The following is a 23,451-nucleotide window of genomic DNA, read 5'->3' on the forward strand; positions in this document are numbered from 1 at the left end:
AAATTAAACTTTCCAAGCTGCATATCTATAATTAATGTGCCTTGTCCAAGTAAACCATATCTCTAGCTTTTTCTAGTACGCCTTCTTTATGTTGTGTAATTGAACAATGACTAAATATAATTTATAAAATCTAGTTTTATAGGAGGATAGTAGTGTGTTTGACGTAAAATGGACACTATGCTAGTATATTCAGATGTAATTAATATTATTGAAGAGTAAAAATATAACGTAATTTGTAATAAAGGATGGATAAATTATGAATTATATAGGAGACAAGCAGTACTGGGACGAAAAGTTTTTAAGTAGGGGGGATAAGATTTTAAGTCCAGAAGGTTCATTAGTAGAAAATATTAAATACTTAAAAAATGGATCACTTCTTGATGTGGCCTGTGGTGATGGGAGAAATTCAATATTCCTTCTTGAAAAAGGTTTTAAAGTAACAGGAATTGATTTTAGTTCTAGAGCTTTAGAAAGACTTAAAAATTTTGCAGTAAGAAAAAATTTAAAGGTTTCTGTAAAGCAGGTTGATTTGACAAAACAGGATGCCCTAAAAGATTTAGGTGTATTTGATAATATTGTAATCAACCATTATAGATTAAGTTTAGATAACATTAAAAATCTAGGAAAGCATATGGCTGAAGGCGGAATTTTATTTGTATGTGGTTTTGGACATAAACATAAGGTTGATTCTAAAATTAAAGAGGAAGATTTAATAAAGCCAGAGGATTTTGAAAGTTTACATAGTTCATTTGAATTAGTAAGGTACATTGAAAATGAAGATGATAGAGGGTTTTTTGTGATATATATTTTTAAAAAGAAGGTATAGAATTTTGTTCTGTACTTTTTTTTATTATAAATATACTTGTGACATTTTTGGAACAATTCTGTGGTATCATTTTCTTATCTAAAAAGATTAGGGGAAGTGTATGCTATGAAAAAAAGAGTGAAAATTATAGCGGCAGTAGTAATTTGTGCAGCAATTGTTTCTACAGCTTGCTATATTGAATTGGGTACAAAAAATAAAAAGGCAGAGAAACCAGTTATTAGTACAATACATAAGATTAAAAAATCTTCACTTGAAAGAACAAGATATGATATGAATTTAACCTTAAATGATGAAAATAAAACTATAACCGGTAATGAAGTGGTTAAATTAAAAAATAATTACGGGGTAGATCTTAAAGAATTAGTATTTCATTTATATGCGGATTCCTATAATTCAAAAGATACTATGCCGGACGTTGGCAAAAAAAGATTTGCTGTAACACAGGAGGAACTTGGAGATATAAATATAAACTCAGTAAAAACCAGTGAAGGAGTAAAAAAATATACGCAGGACAAAGAAGTTTTAAAAATAACCTTGAAAAGGCCATTAAAAAAGGATGAAGAGGCAGAGGTAAATATAGCTTTTACGCTTAAGATACCGGAAGGAAAGCAAAGATTGGGATATTTTCAAAATGTAATTTCGGTAACTAATTGGTATCCAATATTGTCAATTTACGATAAAGAAAGTGGCAAATTTGATGAAAATCCTTTTTGTCCAGTAGGTGAATCAAACTATAGTGAAAGTTCGGATTATAGGGTTAATATAGCAGTTCCTAAGGGTATGATTTTAGCTACTACAGGTGTAAAAACTTCAGAAGATAAATCTGGTGCTCTGGATAAGTACAGTTTTGAAGCAAAAGATAATAGAGATTTTGATATGTTTATGTCTAAGGATTATAAGGTAGTTACCTCTGAAATTGATGGTATAAAAGTGAATAGTTATTATTTTGATTATGAAAGCTCAGCTAAGAGAATGCTTAATCTTGCATGTGATACCATTAAGTTCTTTGATGAGAAAATAGGAAAGTATCCTTTCAGTGAATACAATATTGCAGAAACTTACTTGGATGGTGGAGATATGGAGTATCCTACTGTAACGCAAATGGGCAATTACAATAAGCTTAATGAAAATTGCACGGATAGGGATTTATCTCAATTTGATATGGCAATAATTCACGAGACTTTACATCAGTGGTGGTATTCTACAGTCGGAAATAATGAATTTAAGGAGTCATTTTTGGATGAGAGTCTTGCTTCATATTTTACCTCTTATTTTATGAGTGCAAAGTTTGGTAAAGATACTTTATTTGGAATTAGTGACTTTGAAATATCTGATGATAATACCCTTCAAAAGAATATAAGCCAAGATGAGCCTTTAAATAGAGCTGTAGATAAGTATAGCAGTCTTGAACAGTATGAAACTGCAATATATACTGATGCGCCTAAAGTTATTGAAAGATTAAGACAAAAGGTTGGAGATGAAAAGTTTATAGATATTTTTAAAGAATACTATAAAAATTATAAGTTTAAGATTGGAACCTTAAAAGATTTTTATAAGGTAGTTGAAGAGCAGTGTGGTAAAGATACTGGAGAGTGGCTAAAGGGAGAACTGACAGGAAACAATGCGAAGTAACAATGCTTCGTCACATTAAAAAGATTCTATAAATCTAAGCCTCAAAAATCATAAAATCCTAAGAGTTTTAAATAACTCGCTGAAAAGATGCTCAAACAGATTTAAAACTCTAAGTATTTTATGATTTTTGAGCCAAGATTTATTAGAATTTTTTTAAACTGCTCCTTCAGCATTGTTACTTCGCGCCCACCTTAGGTGCAAGGAAAAAATTCATCCGTATCTACGGAATTTTAAGTGCGAATATTTGTAGCTAATTAATTCCAAGATGATATTACCTCATATTCTTTATTAGTTGCAAAAAATTTTTAGTATAACAGTTTTATTTTTTTTTATTCTTTAATGACTAATAGTCATTGACTATTAGTCATTAAAGAAGTATTATTGTGTTGTAAGTTAAAAATAATGGAATAGCATTTAAGAAACTATAAAAAATATTATGTGGGGAGGATTTTTATGAAAATACTAATATATGGAGCAGGTGTTTTAGGCTCATATGCTGCTTATGAATTAAAAAGAGTAGGTCATGAGGTTACGATTTTAGCTAGAGGTAAAAGATATGAAGAACTAAAAGAAAAAGGCCTAGTTATTAGGCACTATCTCCAAAGAAAAACAACAGTAGATAAAATAAATGTAGTGAAAGAACTGTTGCCAGAAGATCAATATGATGTGACTTTTATAGTTATGCAGAATTCACAAGTTAAGTCTGTATTACCAGCTATTAGTGCCAATGTTAAGTGTCCAATGTTTGTTTTTGTTGGTAATGAAGATAATGCAAAAGAAATAAGTGAGGAAATTAAAAAAACATCCTCAAGTAACCCTAGAGTACTTTTTGGATTTTTTAGTATTGGAGGAAGGCGTGAAGAGGGAAAAGTAATTAGTGTACATACTAAGCATCCAGATTTTGATATCGGAGATTTAGATGGTGAGAATGATTATAAATCGATTATAGAAAGAATATTTAAGAAAACAAGATTCAAAGTACATTATCACGCTAATATGGATGATTTTTTTAAGACACATATTGTATTTATTATGCCACTAGCATACCTTGCTTATATGTCAAATTGTGATATGAGAAAAATATGTAGAAATAAAAAAGCACTAAATGCTGCTATTGATGCTATAATAGAAGGATGTAATGTACTAGTTAAGTTGGGATACAAGATTGATCCAGAGAGCAGCGAACGTTTTGTAAAAAATCATAGAAGAATAACTTATTTGGGATTAAAAGTGTGTGCAGCAACACCACTTGGAAAATTGGGAATAAGCGATCATTGTAAATCTGGTTGGAGAGAAATGGATCATTTAGACAAAGCTTTATTAGAATGGATTAAAAAATCAAATTTATCAACACCAAATATAAATAAGCTTAGAGAATACTTAATTAAGTATGTAGATAAAAAGAATACTTAGGGGTAAGTAATATGAATAAAAAAACAAGAGTATCAAAAGCTCCAGAAGAGCGTAAACAGGAAATACTGGAGGTTGCAGCAAATCTTTTTATAGAAAAAGGATATTATGATGTTTCAGTTGAGGAAATAGCAGAAAAAATTGGCATTGTAAAGGGAACTTGTTATAGATATTTTTCAACTAAGCAGGAACTTTTTTTGGCAGCCTTAGACGTTGTTAGCGAAAAATTTGTTACAGGAATTGCTAATATATTAGAGGAAAGTTCAATTTCGGTTAAGGAAAGGTTAAAAAAAGTACTGTCAGCATGTGAAATTCGGTTTTCTAAAATGAAGCCATTAATGAGTGATTACAACTCAGAAAAAAAGTATAATAAGCAATCTTTAGATACGCTAAGAACTTTAGCTTATTACAAATTATCTGAAAGTATGAAAGTATTTCTTAATGATGGTCGCGATGAAGGGGTTTTTAGAATTGATGATACTACTGCAAGAGCATATTCTATTATGTTTTCTATATTTGGAATTACATCAGCACCAATAAATGCTGAAGCTATCATGAAAGAATTATATTTTTGCTTTGAAAAAATGCTTGATATTAATTTGAAGGAATGGATGGAATAATATGCATACATGATATTTTTGTTTTTTTTAATATTTGAGAGTTTTTAATAAATGACATTAATAATAGGAAGCCTTTAGATTTTGCATATAGGTCCAGCAAAATTAAATGATTAAGAAAAGAGGTATCCACCATGGACAAACTAGCCATAATCTCCGATATCCACGGAAATATTCCAGCTCTAGAATCTGTACTAGCTGACATAAAAGCTAGGGGAATAACAAGAATAATATGTTTAGGTGACATAGCAGGAAAAGGACCGGATTCAGATATAGCAGTAGATATGATAAAAGAAAATTGTGAAATTGTTGTTAAAGGAAACTGGGATTATTTTATGACAGAATGTGATGATAACAAAACTATACTATGGCATAGAAAAAAACTAGGACAAGATAGATTAGATTATTTAAGAAGTCTTCCAATGTATGCAGAATTTTTTATGAGCGGCAGACTTGTAAGGCTGTGTCATGCAGCTCCAGATGATGTATTTCATAGAGTTCAATTTGCAGCTGATTATGAAGAAAAAAATACACTTTTTAAAGATCCAAAGGGCGGAAATAATAGAGCTGATGTAATTGGTTATGGAGATATTCATGAAGCCTATATGGATAGTTTTGAGGGGAAAACAATATTTAATGCAGGAAGTGTGGGGAATCCATTAGAAATAATTCAAGCGTCCTATGCTGTTATTGAAGGGGAATATGGTAAAAAAGAAAATTTAGCATTGTCCATAAGTTTAGTAAGAGTTCCATATGATATTGGAAAAGCTATTAAGCTTGCAGTTAAAAGTAAAATGCCAGGTTTAGAGTCATATATAAAGGAATTAAAAACGGCAGAGTATAGAGGAAAACTTTAATTTTCAAGTACTTAATTTTTTATACTAAAAATCATTGATTGAATTTATCTCTAATGGTAGAATTAACATTGTTAATGAATTAAACACTGTTAAACAAAAGAAAAAATTCAAGTATAGGAGATGATTTTTATGAAGTTAAAAAAATACCTAAGGGTTCTGGTAGCCATAATAATAATTTTGGCGGCGGTTTCTTCATTTGTAGGATTATTATCTCATGGTGGTGATGGACAGCATGTAATAACATCAGTAAGTGGAGAAAAGATTACTGTTTATGGAAGAGGAATATACAAAAATGATTCAATTTCAGTTGTAGCTCAAGGTAAGGCTCAGGATTTGGTGACACTAATACTTGGAATCCCTATGCTTATAATTTCTATGGTTATTCTTAGAAAGGAAAGTTTGAGAGGGAAGCTGCTTCTTACAGGAACCTTAGGTTACTTTTTATACACATACATGTCTTATACTTTTCTTTGGAATTTCAATTATCTTTTTTTGGTTTATGTTATATTAATGTCCTGTAGTTTGTTTGCTTTTATATTGTCAATTATGGAAATTGATATATCTAATATGAAAAACAACTTTAGTGACAAGCTGCCAAACAAGCTAATAGGTGGATTTGAAATATTTATAGGTACAGCAATAGGACTGATGTGGCTTGGCAAGATAGCACAAGCTTTAAAGACGGGAGCAGCACCAGATGGGTTAGAACATTATACTACCTTGGTTATTCAAGGAATGGACTTAGGATTTGTTGTTCCATTTGCCATTTTATCTGGAATTCTCCTCATTAGGAAAAATAATTATGGTTATTTAATATCATCTATAATAATTGTTAAAGGATTTTCAATGCTTACAACAATTACTGTTATGATGATTAATATGATGCTTTCTGGGGTTGTGGTAAGCTTAATTCAAATAGTTATTTTTTTAATAGCAAACTTAGGCTGTATATATTTATTTGTAATATTAATGAGAAATATTAATGAGAATAAAAGGAATTTAAAGCTTTGATGAGGCTTTTTCAATGAAAAATAATATTATTTTTGGAATGCCAACATTAATTGAATGCAGTAGCTTACGCGGATACTGTACTTGAGGCAATAAAGTTTGCAAAGGAATTGGAGATACCAGTATTAAATATGCACATGGCAGAAGGGGTTCATTTTACACTACCAGATAAAAAAGTATATTTATTTGATGAGTATGAAGAAAGATATATGGCTTATTTAAAGAAATTTAGAGATGTTTGTGATAAGGCAATCAGAGGCAACAATATTAAAATTTGTATTGAGAACACTGATGGTTACAAAAATTATATGCTTGATGGTATAAAACTCTTACTTGAAAATAGTAGTAGATTAATACATATGCATATTCACGATGCAAAGGGAGAAAAAAATCATTTAGTACTTGGAAGTGGCGAAATAAATTTGAAAGAAAGATTTAAAGTTGCTAAAGATAATGGATGTAGGTGTGTTATTGAAACGAAAACAGTAGATGCACTTGAAAAGTCAGTAGAATATTTAAAAACACATGAATTAATATAGACTATGATGTTTGGATGATATGTTATAAAAATTTAATTGGTTACAAAGATTCACACCTAAACTTCCGTGGTCACGGAGAAATTTTTTCCTTGCACTATCGAGGGAGGTGAAGTAACAGTGATGAATGAACGAGTTATTAGCTTTATTTAATGCTCTAAATCATTGTTACTTTACCTTTTTTATTATTTAGGAAGATTGTACAGCATTTTAGCTAAATCAACATATTTATTTTCTAAATAAGCTCTATCTGAATTATTTCTAAAGGCAACTACAGAAATATGATCTATATTATTTATTTTTTCAAGGTAATTCCAAATTCCTTTTTGAGGGGTACCATTGTAGTCAATTACTTTATCTGTGGAGCCAACCTTAGGGCTTATTGCAGATATTATGCTTACTATTCCATCATTCTCCCACCAAGAAGAGTCAATTTTTACTTCTCCGGCTTTGTTATTTGTAAATGCTCCCATAAAATATGAACTTTGTAAAAGAACAGGATTCATATTTATGTTTGGAATCTGATGACTAGTTAATAAACTTTTGTGGGTGTCTTTACAGCTTATTGAAAAATAGTAAACATCATTTTGAGCTTTTACCCATGAATTTAATTCTTTGGCACCTTCAGGTTTTAGATCCCATATACTTAAATCCTTAGTGCTTTTCCATATATTGCTGGAAAACACTCTAGTATAATAATGCTTGAAGGATTCATTAGGTTGTTTTCTAAGTCCCCATTGATCTAGTTTTAAATCAAGACATGGATTATTGGAGCTTGTTAATCCGCCTTGTGCTGCCATAGCTGCAAAAAAATCATGAAATGCAGGCTCTAGAGTATAATTTTTATATGCTTCTTGACTGCCATCATGTGGAGTGGCTATGGTTGTAACACTGTCAACCCAATGTTTGTACCCTACAAAGAGGGGACTGATATTTTTCTTTGGAGTTGCAGCAATTTCATTTTTATCACCGTTCTCCAGTAATTGAGTTAGCACCCTTATGGTTTGTCCACCCATGCTGTGACCAATTAGGTGAACCTTTTGAAGTTGATTTGATTTAGAAAGTGTACCCCAGCTTGGATATACACCAGGAAAAGTTCTTCCATATCTTGCATGACCATATTTTTTTGAGTGAGCTTCTCCATAATCTACAGTACCACCTTTCAAATAGGCATATAGTTCACAAGCTCTATCCCAATTGCTAGATACACAACCTATAGTTGGGGTAAAAACAGTATAACCTTTGCTTTGTAAAACATCTCTTAGACTTTCAAAGCCTCCCCAATAATTTTCCCCGAAAAGCTCATTGTTCCCCCAACCGAAAAGGCCATGAACCATTACTATAGGGTAGTTATTATTTGATGTGATATGAGTTGATTTTGCATAACTGTTGTTTGGCATAAATAAAAATATATTTGCAATAAGAAGTAATGTAATTAAAAATTTTTTGATGTTTTTTCTCATTAAATCATCTCCTTATGAAAAAATATTATAGCATAATATTAAATATATGTATATAAATGTAAAAGAATAAATTTCCATTTTTGATGACAAATATCAGCAAACATATGAATAGTAAATTGTGAAACAAAAATATAACACATAAAACTTGACAGCTATTTTAAATAAGATATAAGATATAAAAAGAAATTGGTATTTTTTTACGTTTTATAAAAATTGAGTTTATCAGTGAGGGGATAAAATATGATTTGGACATTAAAAAAGGTCTATTACAGAACAGTTCAAGCGGCGATGAAGGCAGGAATTAATCTTGTAAAGTTTAAAGAGCCTAAATTGATATCTGGTGCTGGAAGTATAAATAAGTTACCAGACATAATAAAAGAGCAAAATATAGATAGAATTTTTATTGTAGTAAGTAATACTATAATGAAATCTGGTTTGCTAAATGAGTTCTTTGAAAAACTAAAGGAAAATAACATATTTTATGAAACTTATAATAATGTAAAACCTAATCCAAGCATAGATAACATTGAAGAGTGCCTTAAGATTTATCAAGATAGTAAATGTAAAGCTATAGTTGCAATTGGAGGAGGATCACCTATTGATTGTGCAAAGGTAGTAGCAGCAAGGGCAACTAATAATAATCTGCAAATTAAGGATTTAAGAGGCTTTTTAAAAGTGAAAAAACCTATACCACCTCTTTTTGCAGTTCCAACCACAGCAGGAAGTGGTTCAGAAGCTACTGTTGCAGCAGTGGTAACGGATTCTAAAACACATGAAAAATATGCAATTGCAGACTTAAAGCTTATGCCAGATTTTGCAATACTTGATCCGGAATTAACAGTTGGAGTTCCTCCGCATCTTACTGCTGCAACAGGGATGGATGCATTAACTCATGCAGTTGAAGCTTATGTAGGCAATGATGGAACAAGTTTTACAAATGACAAGGCATTAAGGGCAGCAAAAATGATTATAGAAAATTTAGAGAAGGTATATAAAGATGGAACTAATATTGAAGGGCGTAATGCTATGTTACTAGCTTCAAATTACGCAGGCCATGCTTTTACTAGAGCTAATGTTGGATATGTTCATGCTATAGCTCACAGTATTGGTGGTTTATATGGAGTTGCTCATGGACTTGCTAATGCTATAATACTTCCAAAGGTGTTAGAGTATTATGGAGAGACTGCATATGAAAAACTTGGCGAAATGGCAGTTTATTCAGGATTAGGAGATAAAAATGAGTCCTCAAAAAATTTAGCTCTAAAATTTATAGAAAAAATAAAAAGTATGAACAAAAATATGGGTATACCACTAGGTATTAAAGAGTTAAAAGATGAGGATATACCTTTAATTGCTAGAAGGGCGACTAAAGAGGGAAATCCAGCTTATCCAGTACCTAAAATAATAAGTGTTAGTGAATGTGAGGAACTTGTTAAAAAATTGTATATGGATAATGGCTTGAAACATTAAATAAAGCTAATAAATCATAAAGTTCTAGCAAGCTCCAATAGTTCACTGTTAAAGATAAAACACACTGAAACTTGTAAGAATTTTATGATTTGGTATTTAAGTTTTATTTTCATTATACTATTCTGTTAACAGATGTTGATTTACATGAAGGACAATTTATATCAGATGTGTTAGGATTATTTAATACCAATTTATAACCACAGTTAGAACAGCAAAAAACAATATGATTTTTCTTAAATTCTAGTGATTCTATTTGATATCGTTCATAATCTTGTGGGAACATGTCTGCCAATGTACGAAATATGAAATTATCAGTGCATTCATGACCTTTCCAGTATTCTTTTCCGTTTTTATACTCAATCATAAAGTATAGTTCCTCTTAGTTAAGAATTTGTGACTTTTTTATTTTCAGAAAAGCCTGTTATTGCAATTGTATCATAAAATTTAACCACTGGTTAAATTTTTTTAGTATATTTAACTACACATCCATTGGAATAATCATTTATGTAATATATACTAAATATAAATTCTACAATAAAATTACTGGAGTGATAAAACATGGACAAATTGCAGATAGGTGAAACTATATTCAGGCTTAGAAAAAAGAAGAAGATTACTCAAGAGGAGCTTGGAAACTTTATGGGGGTATCTACAGCAGCAGTGTCAAAATGGGAAAGCGGAAATTCCTATCCAGATATAACACTGCTGCCTTCTCTTGCTGCTTTTTTTGATGTTTCTATAGATGAACTTCTTAATTATAAGGTTGAACTCTCAGAGGATGAAGTTATGGAAATATTCAAAGAATGCGATAGATTGTTTAGTAAAGGAAAATTTGATGCTGCGGTTAATAAATGTGAAGAATATTTATTAAAATATAAATCAAGTTACTATTTAAAGTTTAGGATAGGATTTTTATTTACTATATATTCATGGAAAAGTAATAGTGAAGACACAACTAAAAAAATGCAAGTAAGGGTCATGAAAATGTATGAAGATGTGGTTGAAAATTGTAACAAAGCAGAGTTAGTAGAGCAAGCGTTGGTTCAACTTAGTAATATTTATAGTTCACAGGGGCGAGAGGATGATGCAATAGAAGCTTTAAATAAAATTCATAAAAGTGAAATTAATACCAATATAATTCTTGCAAGTATTTATATTAAAAAAGGTGATATAAAAAAAGGCAGAAAAATATTTCAAAGCGAACTTTACAAAGACATATTCTTTTCTAATGTTGTTTCTATGGCATTGGCCAATTCATATATTGAAAATGAAAAAAATTTAAATTTTGTGGAGAAGTATTATAAATTATCTATTGATATTAAGAAAATTTTTTCTAGTGAAGGATACTTAATATTTAGTTTATGGGAAGATTACTTAGGATTAGCAGAAGCTTATTTAAAGTTTAACGAAAAGGAAAAGGCAATTAAAATGTTAAATAAAATGCTTAATGATATGGTGCATAATGATTTAAATAAACCGCGAAAATTTAGTTCAGTGTGGTGCTTTAATGAATTTACAGAAGGCGAAAGAGCTATAACTATGAACTTATATGAAAATATAATTAAAATTTTAGAAGAACCAGTATTTGATCTTGTAAGAGAAAATGAAAACTTTAGGAAAATAATTAATAAATTAAATGCTCTTAAAGAAAGAGGTGTTTCACTTGGGTAAGCTTAGTAGTATTTTAAAGTTAAAGCCGTTTTTGAAAAAGTATTGGATAATATTTACCGCTGGAATTATAGGAATGATTTTAAGCTCTGCTATCTCAACTCCAGTTCCATATATAATAGGATATTTAATGGACAAGGTATTGTTAGGAAAAAAGGGTTTTAATGAACTTTACTTTTATATAGGAATAATAGCACTTTTATATGTTTTTCGATATGCAATTTCTTTTGCTTCAAAATATATTTTTGTAAAAATAAATAATTTAGTGGTAAATGAAATGAGATGCTCTGTTATGGAGAAGGTTATGGATTTACCCATGAGTTATCTCGCAAAAACAGAAAAAGGATATGTTCAAAGTAGAATAAATGAGTGCAGCTCTGTTGGAAGCATTTTTTCACCATCAATTATCAGTGTTTTTTTGAGCATTGTAGATGCTGGGCTTGCAGTAGTAACTATGTTTGTAATAAATTATAAATTAGCTATTGTTGCAATTTTATTAGCACCTGTATTTTTCTTTTCGGCAAAGTTATCGGCTGAAAATTTTATGAAAAATACAATGGCTATGATGGAAGCCAGTGCTTTTTTAAACGGTGAGTCTTATGAGATAATAAATGGAATTGAGACTATTAAAGTGCTTAATGGTAAGAAAAGTAAGCTTATGAAGTTCAAAGAAAAGTTAAGTAAACTTATAAAGGTAAGCATAAAGCAGAGTAAATCAATGGTTCTTTTTATGGAAAATACAGAGCTTATAAGTAATTTTGGTTCTCTTTTAATTTTACTCATTGCAGGAATTTTAATTTTAAAGGGACAATTTACAATAGGCTTGTACACTTCATTTTCACTATATATAGGCAAAGTTTTTTCAAGTGCACAAGGAATAGCTACAATAGGCACAACTATGAAACCAGCCTGCCTTAGCATAGAAAGGATTTATGAACTTTTGGACATGAAAGACGAAAACTTTGGAAAAGATAAAATTTTAAATGAAAGAATAAAATCTATAGAACTAAAAAATGTAAGTTTTAAATATGACGAAAATAAAACTGTTTTGAGTTCTTTAAACTTTGAAATTAAAAAGGGCGAAAAAGTACTTATAAAAGGTGAAAATGGTTCTGGAAAATCAACACTTATTAAGCTTCTCCTGGGACTTTATAGTGTAAGCTCTGGAAGCATATTTTATAATGATTTTGACATTAAGGAAATTAACACTGAAAGTCTCAGAAAAAGAGTTGGAATAGTATCACAAAATATATTTTTGTTTAAAGGAACTGTGCTTGAAAACATATTATATGGACAAAATGAGAAAAATCGAAGCGATGCGGAGAAAGTAATACAGGAATTAAATTTAGAGGAGTATGTAAATAAAATGCCAAAAGGCTTAGACACAGAAATAAGTCAGAATACTTGTGGAGTTTCAGGAGGACAGGCACAGATTATAGCATTTATAAGGGCAATGCTGGGAGATAAAGATGTAATAATTTTAGATGAACCTATTTCCAATATAGATGCAGAGACAAGGAAAATAGTATTAAGTATTTTAAGAACAAGAGAATTCAAAGGAATACTTATTGTGGTTTCACACTTAATTGATGAGATGAATTTTATAGATAAGACTGTTAATATAGATGAATGACTTGTAAGATTAAAATTACTAATATCAAATTCATAATGTTAAATTAGAAGTCAACTCTACCTCCACTGTCCTCTGTCAATTGTATTCTTTACTCTATTTAATAATTAAATGTGGTTAAAAGGGTTTAGTAATTTAAAGCTTATATGTACTTTTGTTATATAGACTCTTGACTTTCCAGTGCGGGGGATAGTTTATACTAATTTTTGTAGAGGTGATAAAGTGTATAAGATAGGTGAATTTTCTAAGATTGCAGGTTTAACGGTAAAAATTTTAAGGTACTATGATGAAGAAAATTATAGAAGAAAAAATGAGAAAGGAAAAGGCGCTTATAAAAAAAATAGACCTCTACATAAATCCAGAAAGGAAAGAGGTAAATTATATGAATTACAAAGTTGAAATTAAAAATATTGAAGAGGTGCTTGTGGCAGCCATTAGATTTAAAGGCAAATACAGCGACGTTTCAAAGTATTTTGGAAGACTTTATGGTGCAGTTAAAGGAAATCCAGATAATTATATAACTCATATTATTGTACCTATAGTATAGGAGGACAAAAGCATGGAAAATAAATTAGATTATAAAAAAGAATTTACAGATTTATATATGCCAAAAAGAAAACCTAGCCTAATTGATGTACCTCAAATGAATTTTATTATGGTAGATGGTAAGGGCAATCCTAATGAGGAAGATGGAGAATATAGGGCAGCTGTAGAATTGTTATAGGCATTATCATATACAATTAAAATGGGAGGAAATAAACTGGAAGGATATTTTGAATATGTGATACCTCCACTTGAAGGCTTATGGTGGTGTGAAGATTGAAAAGACATCATGAAATTTATCTATCTGATCCAAGAAAAACAAAAGCTGAAAACTTAAAAACGGTTTTAAGAATTCCTATTGAATACAAATAAATCTTAGTATTATGAGAAACTCCAAATGTTTTAAAAACATTTGGAGTTTCTCATAATACCATTTATATTTATTTAGCAGACATAGTAGAAATAGTACTATTTGCATTATAAGTGCTTTTAAAAGTACAATCTATTAAATCCATTACTACCTTTAGAGTTTTATCATTCTTATCGAGTAATGGATTAAATTCAACTAAATCCATTGATTTAATAAGACCAGTATTCATAAGGTATTCAATGAGATACTTACCTTCATCGACACTCATACCGTTTGATACAGGAGTTCCGGTTCCAGGTACCAATGCTTTATCAATACAATCTATATCAAAACTTAAATGAACGGCTTCCACAGAGTTTTGGGTGAGCTTTTTTTGTACATCAGCTAATATAGCTTTAATACCTAACTTGTTTATATCTTTTGTAGAATATACATTTAATTTTCTATCTGAAATTAACTTATATTCTCCTTCATCAAGATCACGTGCTCCAATTATAAATACATTTTCAGGTTTTACTTTTCTTCCGCTGTAATATACATTTGTGAGTTCTGGTGAACCTATACCCATAGCAGCGGCAAGAGGCATTCCGTGTACGTTTCCTGATTCAGTTGTTTTATCTGTATTTATATCACCATGAGCATCAACCCATATAACGGCTAAATTGTCATAATATTTACTAGCCCCTGAAATGCTTCCAAGTCCAAGAGAATGATCGCCGCCTATTATGAACGGGAAATTTCCTGAAAACATAGAATTATATACTTCTTCAGCTAAATTAGTAGTAACATCAACAATTGGTTTTAAAAATTTCATTTTATTATTAAATAAAAATTTGTCTTCATCAGATACTTTTGGGACAAAGATATTTCCAAGGTCATAGGCATCGTGATTATATTTTTGGAATATATCCATTACATTATTTTCACGTATTTTATCTGGACCAAGATCTGCACCCTTTTTATCAGAACCGTAATATAGTGGTACGCCTATTAAGTTTATGTTCATTATTATACCTCCCAAAAAAGAACTAGAAAAATTTAACTAAGTTTTTAATAAGTGCAATCAAATTCAAAAGCTTTAATCCTTCTGCCACCTTATTATATATTAAATACAGAAAATATAAAGTAGTAAATACATATACAAAATATTTCAAAAATTGTGAAAGTAATAATCATGCATAAAATAATTTTGTATAAATATTTTATATTAGCATATTATATGATAATATGAATTTTAAATACATTATATATTATAACTTTAACCAAAAAAGTTTATAAATATTTATTAAAAAAATTGAGGTGAAAATATGGATAAAGATAAGGTTTTGGAGTTTATTAAAAGTGAGGATATAGAAGACATAGAGGAAATAAAATACAAACCCCAAGTTTTAGTTTTAAGATTCTATTATGATTTTGATGCAGATGAATTGAATGCAGCAGAGGCTTTTGCAAATGACGAATGTGATGGCGAATCTCGTGGAGAGGTATGGTATGGTGAATTTTTTCTTCCATATTTGGATGATTTGGCGGCAGATAGTATAGGTGAAATAATGGAAAATTGTATGGATGAACTTGGAATAAGAACTCAGTTTGTGGTTTACAATGTTAGTGCAGATGAATATGAATATAGTGAAGCTATAGGTATCTTTTTTGATAAGGATCAAGAATTTGATATTGATAATGTTCTTGATGAACTTAAATTGTAAAATTATAACATATAGTTCTCCACATAAACATATCTATATGGATAGACTTGAATTTTGGAGAAATATACAGATAAACTATGTTAAATGTCAATATGGAAAGTATATCAAAAAAAAAGTACTTGAAAGTATAAAATAAAATGTTATAATAAATAAGTGCTCAGGGGTAAAACATTGAGCACTAGTTATGGCCTCATGGTCAAGCGGTTAAGACATCGCCCTCTCAAGGCGGAATCTCGGGTTCGATTCCCGATGGGGCTACCATTTAAAGATAGGCAGGTTTACAATATTGTAGGTCTGCTTATTTTTTATTTCTAGATTTGTTTTAAATAAATCAATTTGATTGGAAGTGATTGATATTATTTCCAATCAAATTGTATTTTTAATAAAATAATTTTACTAAAGATAAACTACTTTGAAACTGTTTATCTATATATTAAGGTTTAATTATATGTTTAAAAATAATTTTAAATTAAGAGGCAGAATTTTAATACTTACATTAAACTAATTAAAAAGTATAAATACATTAAGCTGCCGATTGTTGCATATAAGTTCTTATCTGCTCATAGCGAGTCAAAAGCTTGTCTAGTTTCTGGCTGCACAATACTACATTGGGGTCAGTCAAATTGCTATTGCTGATTAATGAGTATAATGCATTCCTATAATAGTCAATTTTCAAAATCAATACTGCAAGTTCAAAATTCAAAATAACACCTCCTGACAAAATAAAAACAATATATCAATTTTTATACTAAATAATAAATGATAGATTAAAAAGTGAGTAATATTTTTTTGGTGCGATTTTATTTTACCAAATAATTCATTATATGTAAAACTTTTTAAGATGTCAATTTAATACATATATCTACCAAAAATGATTTTTTACAGCTGGAAAATAATGTAAGCGACTCGAATTTTATGATTTGCATAAATAGCAAATGTTGAAAAAAAGCTATATGTAAATAATTGTAAATAATAGAATTGGTCAAAATAGGTCAAAATAAATATAATGAATTTTTATTTCGAGCAAAAATTGTTTTGAATGTTGAAGAAAAACTGATATTATATATTGTGTAAACAAATTTAATATATCGGAGGTAAATTAATTAATGTTTGATGTTGATATATCAATGGATTTAGTAAGAGTTACAGAGGCAGCCGCTATTGAATCTTCAAAGTATATGGGAAGAGGAGACAAAATGGCAGCAGATCAAGCAGCTGTTGATGGTATGGAAAAAGCATTTAAATTTATGCCAGTTAGAGGAACTGTTGTAATAGGAGAAGGAGAACTAGATGAGGCTCCTATGCTTTACATAGGCCAAAAATTAGGAGTAGGCAAAGAGTATATGCCAGAAATGGACATAGCAGTAGATCCACTGGATGGTACTATTTTAATAGCGAAAGGACTTCCAAATGCTGTTGCTGTAATTGCTATGGGACCAAAAGGCAGTCTTTTACATGCACCAGATATGTATATGAAAAAGATAGTTGTAGGGCCACAAGCTAAAGGAGCTATTGATATAAATAAATCACCAAAGGAAAATATAATAAGTGTTGCTAAGGCTCTTAGAAAGGATGTTTCAGAGCTTACAGTAATAGTTCAGGAAAGGGAAAGGCATGATTTTATTATAGATGCTGCAAGAGAAGTTGGAGCACGTGTAAAACTTTTTGGTGAAGGTGATGTAGCAGCAGCACTTGCATGCGGCTTTGAGGATACAGGAATAGATATACTTATGGGAATAGGTGGAGCTCCAGAAGGCGTTATAGCTGCCGCTGCTATAAAGTGCATGGGTGGAGAAATGCAGGCTCAGCTTGTACCACACTCTCAAGCAGAGATAGATAGATGCCAAAAAATGGGAATAAATGATGTTGACAAAGTCTTAGGAATAGATGATTTAGTTAGAAGTGATGATGTATTTTTTGCGGCTACAGCTATAACTGAATGTGATCTACTTAAAGGAATAGTATTTTCAAAAGATGAATGGGCTACAACGCATTCAGTAATAATGAGGTCAAAAACTGGTACAATAAGGTTTGTAGAAGCAAAACATGACTTGAATAAAAGCAAATTAGTGATAGAATAAAATTATATATTTGAGTTTATGAAAGGCGGTATTGGGATGCCTGTATATGTGGAAAATTTAATTAAAGATTTGGGATTAGAAGTTTTAGTTGAGGGTGAAAAAGGTATAGAAATAAATTTGAGCGATATAAATAGACCTGGCTTGCAGTTTACCGGTTTTTATAGCTATTTTGCTAGTGAAAGAGTACAAGTTATAGGAAGAACTGAGTGGAGTTTTCTTGATGCTATGAGATCAGAACTTAGAAGAAAAAGACTGGAAAAGTTCTTTAGATTTGATACTCCATGTACTATAATAGCTAGAGGCCTTAAGCCACAGCAAGAACTATTAGAAAGTGCCAGAGAATATAATAGATGGGTGCTTAGAACTAATACGCATACTACAAGATTTATAAGTAAAATTATGGGGTATTTAGATGAAAAATTAGCACCTGAAACCAGAATGCATGGTGTTCTTGTTGAAATTTATGGTATAGGTATACTTATAACAGGAGAAAGTGGTATAGGAAAAAGTGAAACAGCACTTGAACTTATAAAAAGAGGACATAGACTTGTTGCAGATGATGCAGTTGATATAAAGGAAGTAGAAGGAATATTAAGCGGAACTTCACCTTATATAACTTCTGGAATGCTTGAGGTGAGGGGAATGGGAATAATAGATGTTCCAGCATTATACGGTCTTAGTTCTGTTCTTACTGGAAAAACTATAGATCTTGTAATATACCTTGAACAATGGAAAGAAGGTAAGGACTACGATAGACTAGGAACGGCTGATGAGTATATAGAAATTTTAAATATTCCTGTAAGAAAGATGACGTTGCCTTTAAGACCTGGTAGAAATGTTGCGGTAATAATAGAAACTGCAGCTGTAAATTATAGATATAGCTTAAGCACAAAAATTTCTCCAGTGGATACTATAAATAAGCGCATGGAAGAAGCCAGCCGAGGTATTCATGAATAAGAGTGAGCTAAGAAAAAAAATTCTCGAAATTAGAAATAGTATTGATGTGTACGAAAAACAGGTAAAGGACAGTAAGATTTTTAATAATATCATAAATAGCTATCAGTATAAGCATTCTAATAATATATTTATATTTGTAAGCTATAGTTCTGAGGTTGATACTCACAAAGTAATAGAATATTCCTTGAAGAATGGTAAAAGGATTTTCGTGCCAAAGGTTATATCTAAAAAGCTTGGCATGGAAGTTATAGAAATAAGAGGATTTTCTGATTTGAAAAGAAGTAAATATGGAATTTTAGAGCCTTGCGAGAATAATTATATTAGACCAGAAGAGATAGATGTTGCTTTTATACCAGGACTTGCATTTGATAAAAAAGGTGGAAGGCTTGGGTACGGTGGTGGCTTTTATGATAGGTACCTAAAACTCTTAAAAAAGTCAACAGCTAAAATTGGATTATGTTATAGTTTTCAAGTTATTGAAAATGTTCCTATGGAGGAGTATGATATTAGAATAGATGGCATAATTGAAGATTAAATGCATATAACATTTATGAAAAGTATAAAATAAGCTAAATGTACCTTAGTGCCATTTTTTAGTGCATTTTAGGTACATTATTTTTTTAGTTTGGAGGAAGACATTATGGCTGAAACAAAAAAAGGGGCATTCGAAAAGAAATATGAGAATGCATGGAACAAATATGATGAAGTTGATTTGAAAAATGTTTTTGCACTTGGAGAAAGATATAAGGGTTTTATGTCAAAGTGTAAAACAGAAAGAGAATGTGTAGCGGAATTTATAAGAGCTGCAGAAGAAAAAGGCTATAGAAATATTGAAAGCCTTATAAAACAAAAAGCAGTATTAAAACCTGGAGATAAGGTTTATGCAAATAATAAGGGCAAAACACTTGCAATGTTTATTATAGGCAAAGATAAATTTGAAGATGGAATGAAAATTTTAGGTGCACATGTAGATTCACCAAGGCTTGACTTAAAGCAAAATCCGTTGTATGAAGATACAGAAATGGCTATGCTTGATACACATTATTATGGTGGAATAAAGAAATATCAATGGGTTACATTACCTTTATCAATACATGGTGTCATCATAAAAAAGGATGGAACTGTTCTTAATGTGGTGGTTGGAGAGGATGATAACGATCCTGTATTTGGTGTTTCGGATTTACTTATACACCTTTCTAGAGAACAGCTTGAAAAAAAGCTATCTAAAGGTATAGAAGGAGAAAACTTAAATATATTAGTTGGAAGTATACCATTAAAGGATGAGGAAGAAAAAAATAAAGTTAAAGCTAACATACTTAATATACTTAATGAAAAGTATGGAATAGAAGAGGAAGACTTTGTATCAGCAGAACTTGAAGTGGTTCCAGCAGGAAAAGCAAGAGATTATGGATTTGATAAAAGCATGATAATGGCTTATGGTCAAGATGATAAAATTTGTGCGTACACTTCTTTTGAGGCAATGCTAGAAATGAAGGAATGTGATAAAACTTGTGTTACTCTTTTAGTTGACAAAGAAGAAGTTGGAAGCATAGGAGCAACAGGAATGCATTCTAGATTTTTTGAGAATACTGTTGCAGAAATTATGAATTTATGCGGTGACTACAGTGAACTTAAAGTTAGAAGAGCACTTGCTAATTCTAAGATGCTTTCATCTGATGTTAGTGCTGCCTTTGATCCTAATTTCCCATCTGTAATGGAGAAGAATAATTGTGCTTATTTTGGAAAAGGAATTGTATTCAATAAATATACAGGTTCAGGTGGTAAGTCTGGCTGCAATGATGCAAATCCTGAATTTATAGCAGAGCTTAGAAGCATACTTTCAAAGCATAAGGTTTCATGGCAGACTTCAGAACTTGGAAAAGTTGATCAAGGCGGTGGTGGAACAATAGCTTATATACTTGCTCAATATGGCATGGAGGTTATTGACTGCGGAGTCGCTCTTTTAAATATGCATGCACCATGGGAAATATCAAGTAAAGCAGATATATATGAAACTAAGAATGGATATTTAGCATTTCTTATAGGTTAATAAATACACTTGACAAAGGACAGAGGATAATTGACAGTTAATGTTGATTTATATTCCTCATGTCATATAAATCTTGGTAAAGAAATCATAAAATACTTAGATATTTCAATCTGTTTGAGCATTTTTTAGCGAGTTATTGAAATATCTTAGGATCTTATGATTTTTTTACCTTAGATTTATAGAATTTTTTTAACGTGACGAAGCATTGTTACTTCTCAATTTTTTTAATAGTTTATCTAAGTTTTCACCGTCTAAATAAATATCTCCTAGTTTTCCATGTTTTGTATCAGAAATTTCATCTGTGTGAAAATCCGAACCTGCCGTTATAAGTTTATTATTTTTTTTAGCAAGCGATATAAAACGTTCAGTGTCATTTTTGCTGTTTAAAGGATATATTGCTTCAATCCCGTCAAAATTAAATTTTATCATTTCATCTACAGAGGTTTTCTTGATTAATATTGGATGAGCTAAAACTACAATTGCATTTGCACTTTTTAATATTTTAATCCCTTCATCAACTGAAACTTTTTTATTAGGAATGTATGCTGGACTTTCTTTATTTAATATATTATCGAATATATAATCATAAGTGTAATTATAACCAGCCGACATTATAGCACGTGCTATGTGTGGTCTTGCAATAACGCCTCTTGCATATTTTGTTAAGTCTTCATAATCTAAATCTATATTAAAAAACTTTTTTAAATTAGATACTATCTTTTTTGCTCTCCAAATTCTATACTCTTTCATTTCACTTAGAAAATTTTGAAAGTTTTTTTCTTTATACGAGGAATCTTTAAAATATCCTAATATGTGAATACTTTCACCGTTATGAAGTGTTGATAATTCTATGCCAGGTATAATTTTTATATTTGCCTCTTTGCTTAGGGTTATAGCAGGGTTTAAATTATCAGTTGTATCATGGTCAGTAACTGCCATTATGTCTATGCCCTTTGATTTGGCTAAGATAAGTAGGTCGTGAGCAGAAAACTTACCATCTGAAGCATTTGTATGCGTATGAAAATCTCCTTTGAAATACAATAAAATCGCCTCCTAAACTTAATATATCAAAAATAAGTTTATTTGTCGATTTTATAATTTAGCTTTGCTTTAAATAAATACTTTTATCTATCTAAGACAAAGCTTTATATTATCTTGGAATAGCATATTTGCAAAGGCTGTAAGGATTTATTGAAGCAGGAATATCTGATATATTTAAAAAGTCTTTTTCATAGCTGCCATCCCAAGGGTATATAGATGCATACTTTTCATTATAAACATCTAGCACATACTTGTTTTTTGAAAATGTAAAAAATAACCTATAAAGAGGCTTGTTTGGAAGATCTTTAGGTCTTTTTATATAATTATGTTTTCTTAAAGCAGAAAGAAAGTTATAAAAATCATTTATTTCGTCTGAACTTAAATTATGATTTTTATAATAGCTTGTATCAATTAATGAAGCTTTTATTTGCTTTTCTGTATGGAAGTTCTTTGAAAGCTCGTTTGTGTAGTAAAATATGTAAGGCTTTTTTTGATTAAACGAAAAAGAACATCCACAAGCAGTAAGGCAAATAAAGATTAATATTGAAAATTTAGCAAATCTAATAGATTTCATAAATAAAACCACCATTGATTAAATTATAAGACTTATTATGTCTTACATAATAAATTATGATTATAGGAGGCTTTTTATTACTATTTCATTTCATATGGTTCAGGATGTATTACTATATAAGAGTCTGGAAATATTAAACTGACTTTCTTCTCTATAGATGAACAAATATCATGCGTTTCTGTAAGAGAATCTGTATTTATTATTTGTATATGAATATCAATTTCTCTTGTATTACCACTTTTTCTTGTCCTAAGTTTGTGATAGCTCTTTACGTTTGGATATTCTTTGAGCACATTTACTATTTTTTCGATATCCATACTATCCAGACTGCTATCCACTAAATCTTTAACGGATTTTTTTATCAAGTTTATAGAAGTTTTAATTATTAGTAAAGAAACAGCTAGTGCTGCTATAGAATCTAATATCTTTATATGAGTAATTTTAAGTAAAATAAGCCCTACTAATACACCTAATGCAGTAAGTACATCTGTAAATAAATGAGCTGCATCTGCTTCAAGAGCTATAGAATTAGTTTTTTTAGCTGATTTAAATAAAATTATTGATATAAAGAAATTTATTAAAGAAGATGCTAGCATTACATATATTCCAGAATTAATATTGTCTACAGGTGTATTTTCAAATAATCTTTTACCTGCTTCATATATTATTATAAATGCAGCAAGTAGTATTAAAAGAGCTTCAACAAAACCAGAGATATTTTCGTATTTACCATGTCCAAAAGGATGATCTTCATCCTCCTTTTTTGATGATTTTTTTATAGAAATAAAAGCTATGAAGCTTGCTATAAGATCAATTGAGGAATGAATTCCTTCGGATATAACACTTATTGAATTCATAGAAATTCCAGCAAACAACTTAAAAACTATGAGTATAGTATTTGACACTATAGATAGTTTTGCAGCATTTTTTTTATTCATGTTAATCTCTCCAATCATGCTAATCAATTGGGAATACAATCTAATCTCAATTATTAATGATTACCTTTATAATT

23 protein-coding genes, 1 tRNA gene and 1 pseudogene are annotated in these 23,451 nt (G+C 30.1%); 19 read left to right on the top strand and 6 right to left on the bottom strand.

Annotated elements, in window-relative coordinates; genetic code table 11:
* Positions 1-256: 256 nt before the first annotated feature.
* From ACJDT4_RS18000 to ACJDT4_RS18030, 7 genes are all read left to right on the top strand, one after another.
* On the top strand, positions 257-826 hold the full coding sequence (locus ACJDT4_RS18000; RefSeq protein ID WP_406788978.1) for a class I SAM-dependent methyltransferase: 570 nt from the start codon (positions 257-259) through the stop codon (positions 824-826).
* Positions 827-931: 105 nt separating this feature from the next.
* Entirely contained in the window at positions 932-2,458 is a 1,527-nt protein-coding gene (locus tag ACJDT4_RS18005; RefSeq protein WP_406788979.1) for a M1 family metallopeptidase, read from the top strand.
* 453 nt (positions 2,459-2,911) lie between these two features.
* Positions 2,912-3,871 (top strand): ketopantoate reductase family protein, encoded by a 960-nt coding sequence (locus ACJDT4_RS18010; protein ID WP_406788980.1) that lies wholly within the window; start codon positions 2,912-2,914, stop codon positions 3,869-3,871.
* 11 nt (positions 3,872-3,882) lie between these two features.
* On the top strand, positions 3,883-4,488 hold the full coding sequence (locus ACJDT4_RS18015) for a TetR/AcrR family transcriptional regulator (protein WP_406788981.1): 606 nt from the start codon (positions 3,883-3,885) through the stop codon (positions 4,486-4,488).
* A 131-nt stretch (positions 4,489-4,619) separates the two neighbouring features.
* Positions 4,620-5,342, top strand: a complete 723-nt coding sequence (locus ACJDT4_RS18020) for a metallophosphoesterase family protein (RefSeq protein WP_406788982.1) — start codon at positions 4,620-4,622, stop codon at positions 5,340-5,342.
* Positions 5,343-5,471: 129 nt separating this feature from the next.
* The gene (locus tag ACJDT4_RS18025) at positions 5,472-6,353 is read left to right on the top strand and encodes a hypothetical protein (protein WP_406788983.1); all 882 of its coding nucleotides are present in this window, start codon (positions 5,472-5,474) and stop codon (positions 6,351-6,353) included.
* A 50-nt stretch (positions 6,354-6,403) separates the two neighbouring features.
* Positions 6,404-6,889, top strand: coding sequence for a sugar phosphate isomerase/epimerase family protein (locus ACJDT4_RS18030; protein ID WP_406788984.1), 486 nt, complete (start codon positions 6,404-6,406; stop codon positions 6,887-6,889).
* Between the two features lie 182 nt (positions 6,890-7,071).
* Here ACJDT4_RS18030 and ACJDT4_RS18035 read toward each other — a convergent pair whose 3' ends face one another.
* On the bottom strand, positions 7,072-8,349 hold the full coding sequence (locus ACJDT4_RS18035; protein ID WP_406788985.1) for an esterase/lipase family protein: 1,278 nt from the start codon (positions 8,347-8,349) through the stop codon (positions 7,072-7,074).
* Between the two features lie 240 nt (positions 8,350-8,589).
* Here ACJDT4_RS18035 and ACJDT4_RS18040 point away from each other — a divergent pair, with 240 nt between their 5' ends.
* The 6 genes and pseudogenes from ACJDT4_RS18040 to ACJDT4_RS18065 form a co-directional block, all read left to right on the top strand.
* A complete protein-coding gene (locus ACJDT4_RS18040) occupies positions 8,590-9,819 on the top strand; it encodes an iron-containing alcohol dehydrogenase (protein WP_406788986.1) in 1,230 nt (409 codons plus the stop codon).
* Between the two features lie 558 nt (positions 9,820-10,377).
* Positions 10,378-11,490 (top strand): helix-turn-helix domain-containing protein, encoded by a 1,113-nt coding sequence (locus tag ACJDT4_RS18045; RefSeq protein WP_406788987.1) that lies wholly within the window; start codon positions 10,378-10,380, stop codon positions 11,488-11,490.
* On the top strand, positions 11,483-13,120 hold the full coding sequence (locus tag ACJDT4_RS18050) for an ABC transporter ATP-binding protein (protein WP_406788988.1): 1,638 nt from the start codon (positions 11,483-11,485) through the stop codon (positions 13,118-13,120). The genes ACJDT4_RS18045 and ACJDT4_RS18050 overlap by 8 nt, the downstream gene beginning before the upstream one ends.
* Before the next feature lie 219 nt (positions 13,121-13,339).
* Positions 13,340-13,516 (top strand): MerR family DNA-binding transcriptional regulator, encoded by a 177-nt coding sequence (locus ACJDT4_RS18055; protein ID WP_406788989.1) that lies wholly within the window; start codon positions 13,340-13,342, stop codon positions 13,514-13,516.
* A complete protein-coding gene (locus ACJDT4_RS18060) occupies positions 13,500-13,664 on the top strand; it encodes a hypothetical protein (RefSeq protein WP_406788990.1) in 165 nt (54 codons plus the stop codon). The genes ACJDT4_RS18055 and ACJDT4_RS18060 overlap by 17 nt, the downstream gene beginning before the upstream one ends.
* Positions 13,665-13,676: 12 nt before the next feature.
* A pseudogene (locus tag ACJDT4_RS18065) lies at positions 13,677-13,937 on the top strand (GyrI-like domain-containing protein); the annotation flags it as partial.
* A 163-nt stretch (positions 13,938-14,100) separates the two neighbouring features.
* On the opposite strand, the gene rocF reads toward ACJDT4_RS18065, so the two are convergent.
* Positions 14,101-15,036 carry an arginase gene (rocF, locus tag ACJDT4_RS18070; protein WP_406788991.1) on the bottom strand — a complete coding sequence of 312 codons (936 nt, stop codon included), beginning with the start codon at positions 15,034-15,036 and terminating at the stop codon, positions 14,101-14,103.
* 301 nt (positions 15,037-15,337) lie between these two features.
* Between rocF and ACJDT4_RS18075 the strand changes: the two genes are divergently transcribed.
* Positions 15,338-15,736: a hypothetical protein gene (locus ACJDT4_RS18075; protein ID WP_406788992.1), complete on the top strand. Its 399-nt coding sequence runs from the start codon at positions 15,338-15,340 to the stop codon at positions 15,734-15,736.
* A gap of 186 nt (positions 15,737-15,922) precedes the next feature.
* Positions 15,923-15,997 (top strand) — tRNA-Glu (locus ACJDT4_RS18080).
* Positions 15,998-16,259: 262 nt separating this feature from the next.
* Here the strand turns inward: ACJDT4_RS18080 and ACJDT4_RS18085 are convergent.
* Positions 16,260-16,457, bottom strand: a complete 198-nt coding sequence (locus ACJDT4_RS18085; protein ID WP_406788993.1) for a Spo0E family sporulation regulatory protein-aspartic acid phosphatase — start codon at positions 16,455-16,457, stop codon at positions 16,260-16,262.
* Positions 16,458-16,842: 385 nt separating this feature from the next.
* Between ACJDT4_RS18085 and glpX the strand changes: the two genes are divergently transcribed.
* From glpX to ACJDT4_RS18105, 4 genes are all read left to right on the top strand, one after another.
* On the top strand, positions 16,843-17,817 hold the full coding sequence (gene glpX, locus ACJDT4_RS18090; protein ID WP_406788994.1) for a class II fructose-bisphosphatase: 975 nt from the start codon (positions 16,843-16,845) through the stop codon (positions 17,815-17,817).
* A gap of 36 nt (positions 17,818-17,853) precedes the next feature.
* Entirely contained in the window at positions 17,854-18,774 is a 921-nt protein-coding gene (gene hprK, locus ACJDT4_RS18095; RefSeq protein WP_406788995.1) for an HPr(Ser) kinase/phosphatase, read from the top strand.
* The gene (locus ACJDT4_RS18100) at positions 18,767-19,309 is read left to right on the top strand and encodes a 5-formyltetrahydrofolate cyclo-ligase (protein WP_406788996.1); all 543 of its coding nucleotides are present in this window, start codon (positions 18,767-18,769) and stop codon (positions 19,307-19,309) included. The genes hprK and ACJDT4_RS18100 overlap by 8 nt, the downstream gene beginning before the upstream one ends.
* 105 nt (positions 19,310-19,414) lie before the next feature.
* Complete coding sequence (locus ACJDT4_RS18105; protein WP_406788997.1) at positions 19,415-20,824, top strand: aminopeptidase; 1,410 nt, start codon at positions 19,415-19,417, stop codon at positions 20,822-20,824.
* A gap of 189 nt (positions 20,825-21,013) precedes the next feature.
* Here ACJDT4_RS18105 and ACJDT4_RS18110 read toward each other — a convergent pair whose 3' ends face one another.
* From ACJDT4_RS18110 to ACJDT4_RS18120, 3 genes are all read right to left on the bottom strand, one after another.
* Entirely contained in the window at positions 21,014-21,865 is an 852-nt protein-coding gene (locus tag ACJDT4_RS18110; protein WP_406788998.1) for a PHP domain-containing protein, read from the bottom strand.
* A gap of 109 nt (positions 21,866-21,974) precedes the next feature.
* On the bottom strand, positions 21,975-22,439 hold the full coding sequence (locus ACJDT4_RS18115) for a DUF4883 family protein (RefSeq protein ID WP_406788999.1): 465 nt from the start codon (positions 22,437-22,439) through the stop codon (positions 21,975-21,977).
* Between the two features lie 80 nt (positions 22,440-22,519).
* Positions 22,520-23,377: a cation diffusion facilitator family transporter gene (locus ACJDT4_RS18120; RefSeq protein ID WP_406789000.1), complete on the bottom strand. Its 858-nt coding sequence runs from the start codon at positions 23,375-23,377 to the stop codon at positions 22,520-22,522.
* Between the last annotated feature and the right edge of the window lie 74 nt (positions 23,378-23,451).

The organism is Clostridium neuense (genome assembly GCF_045310695.1).
GTDB classification, from domain to species: domain Bacteria; phylum Bacillota; class Clostridia; order Clostridiales; family Clostridiaceae; genus Clostridium_S; species Clostridium_S neuense.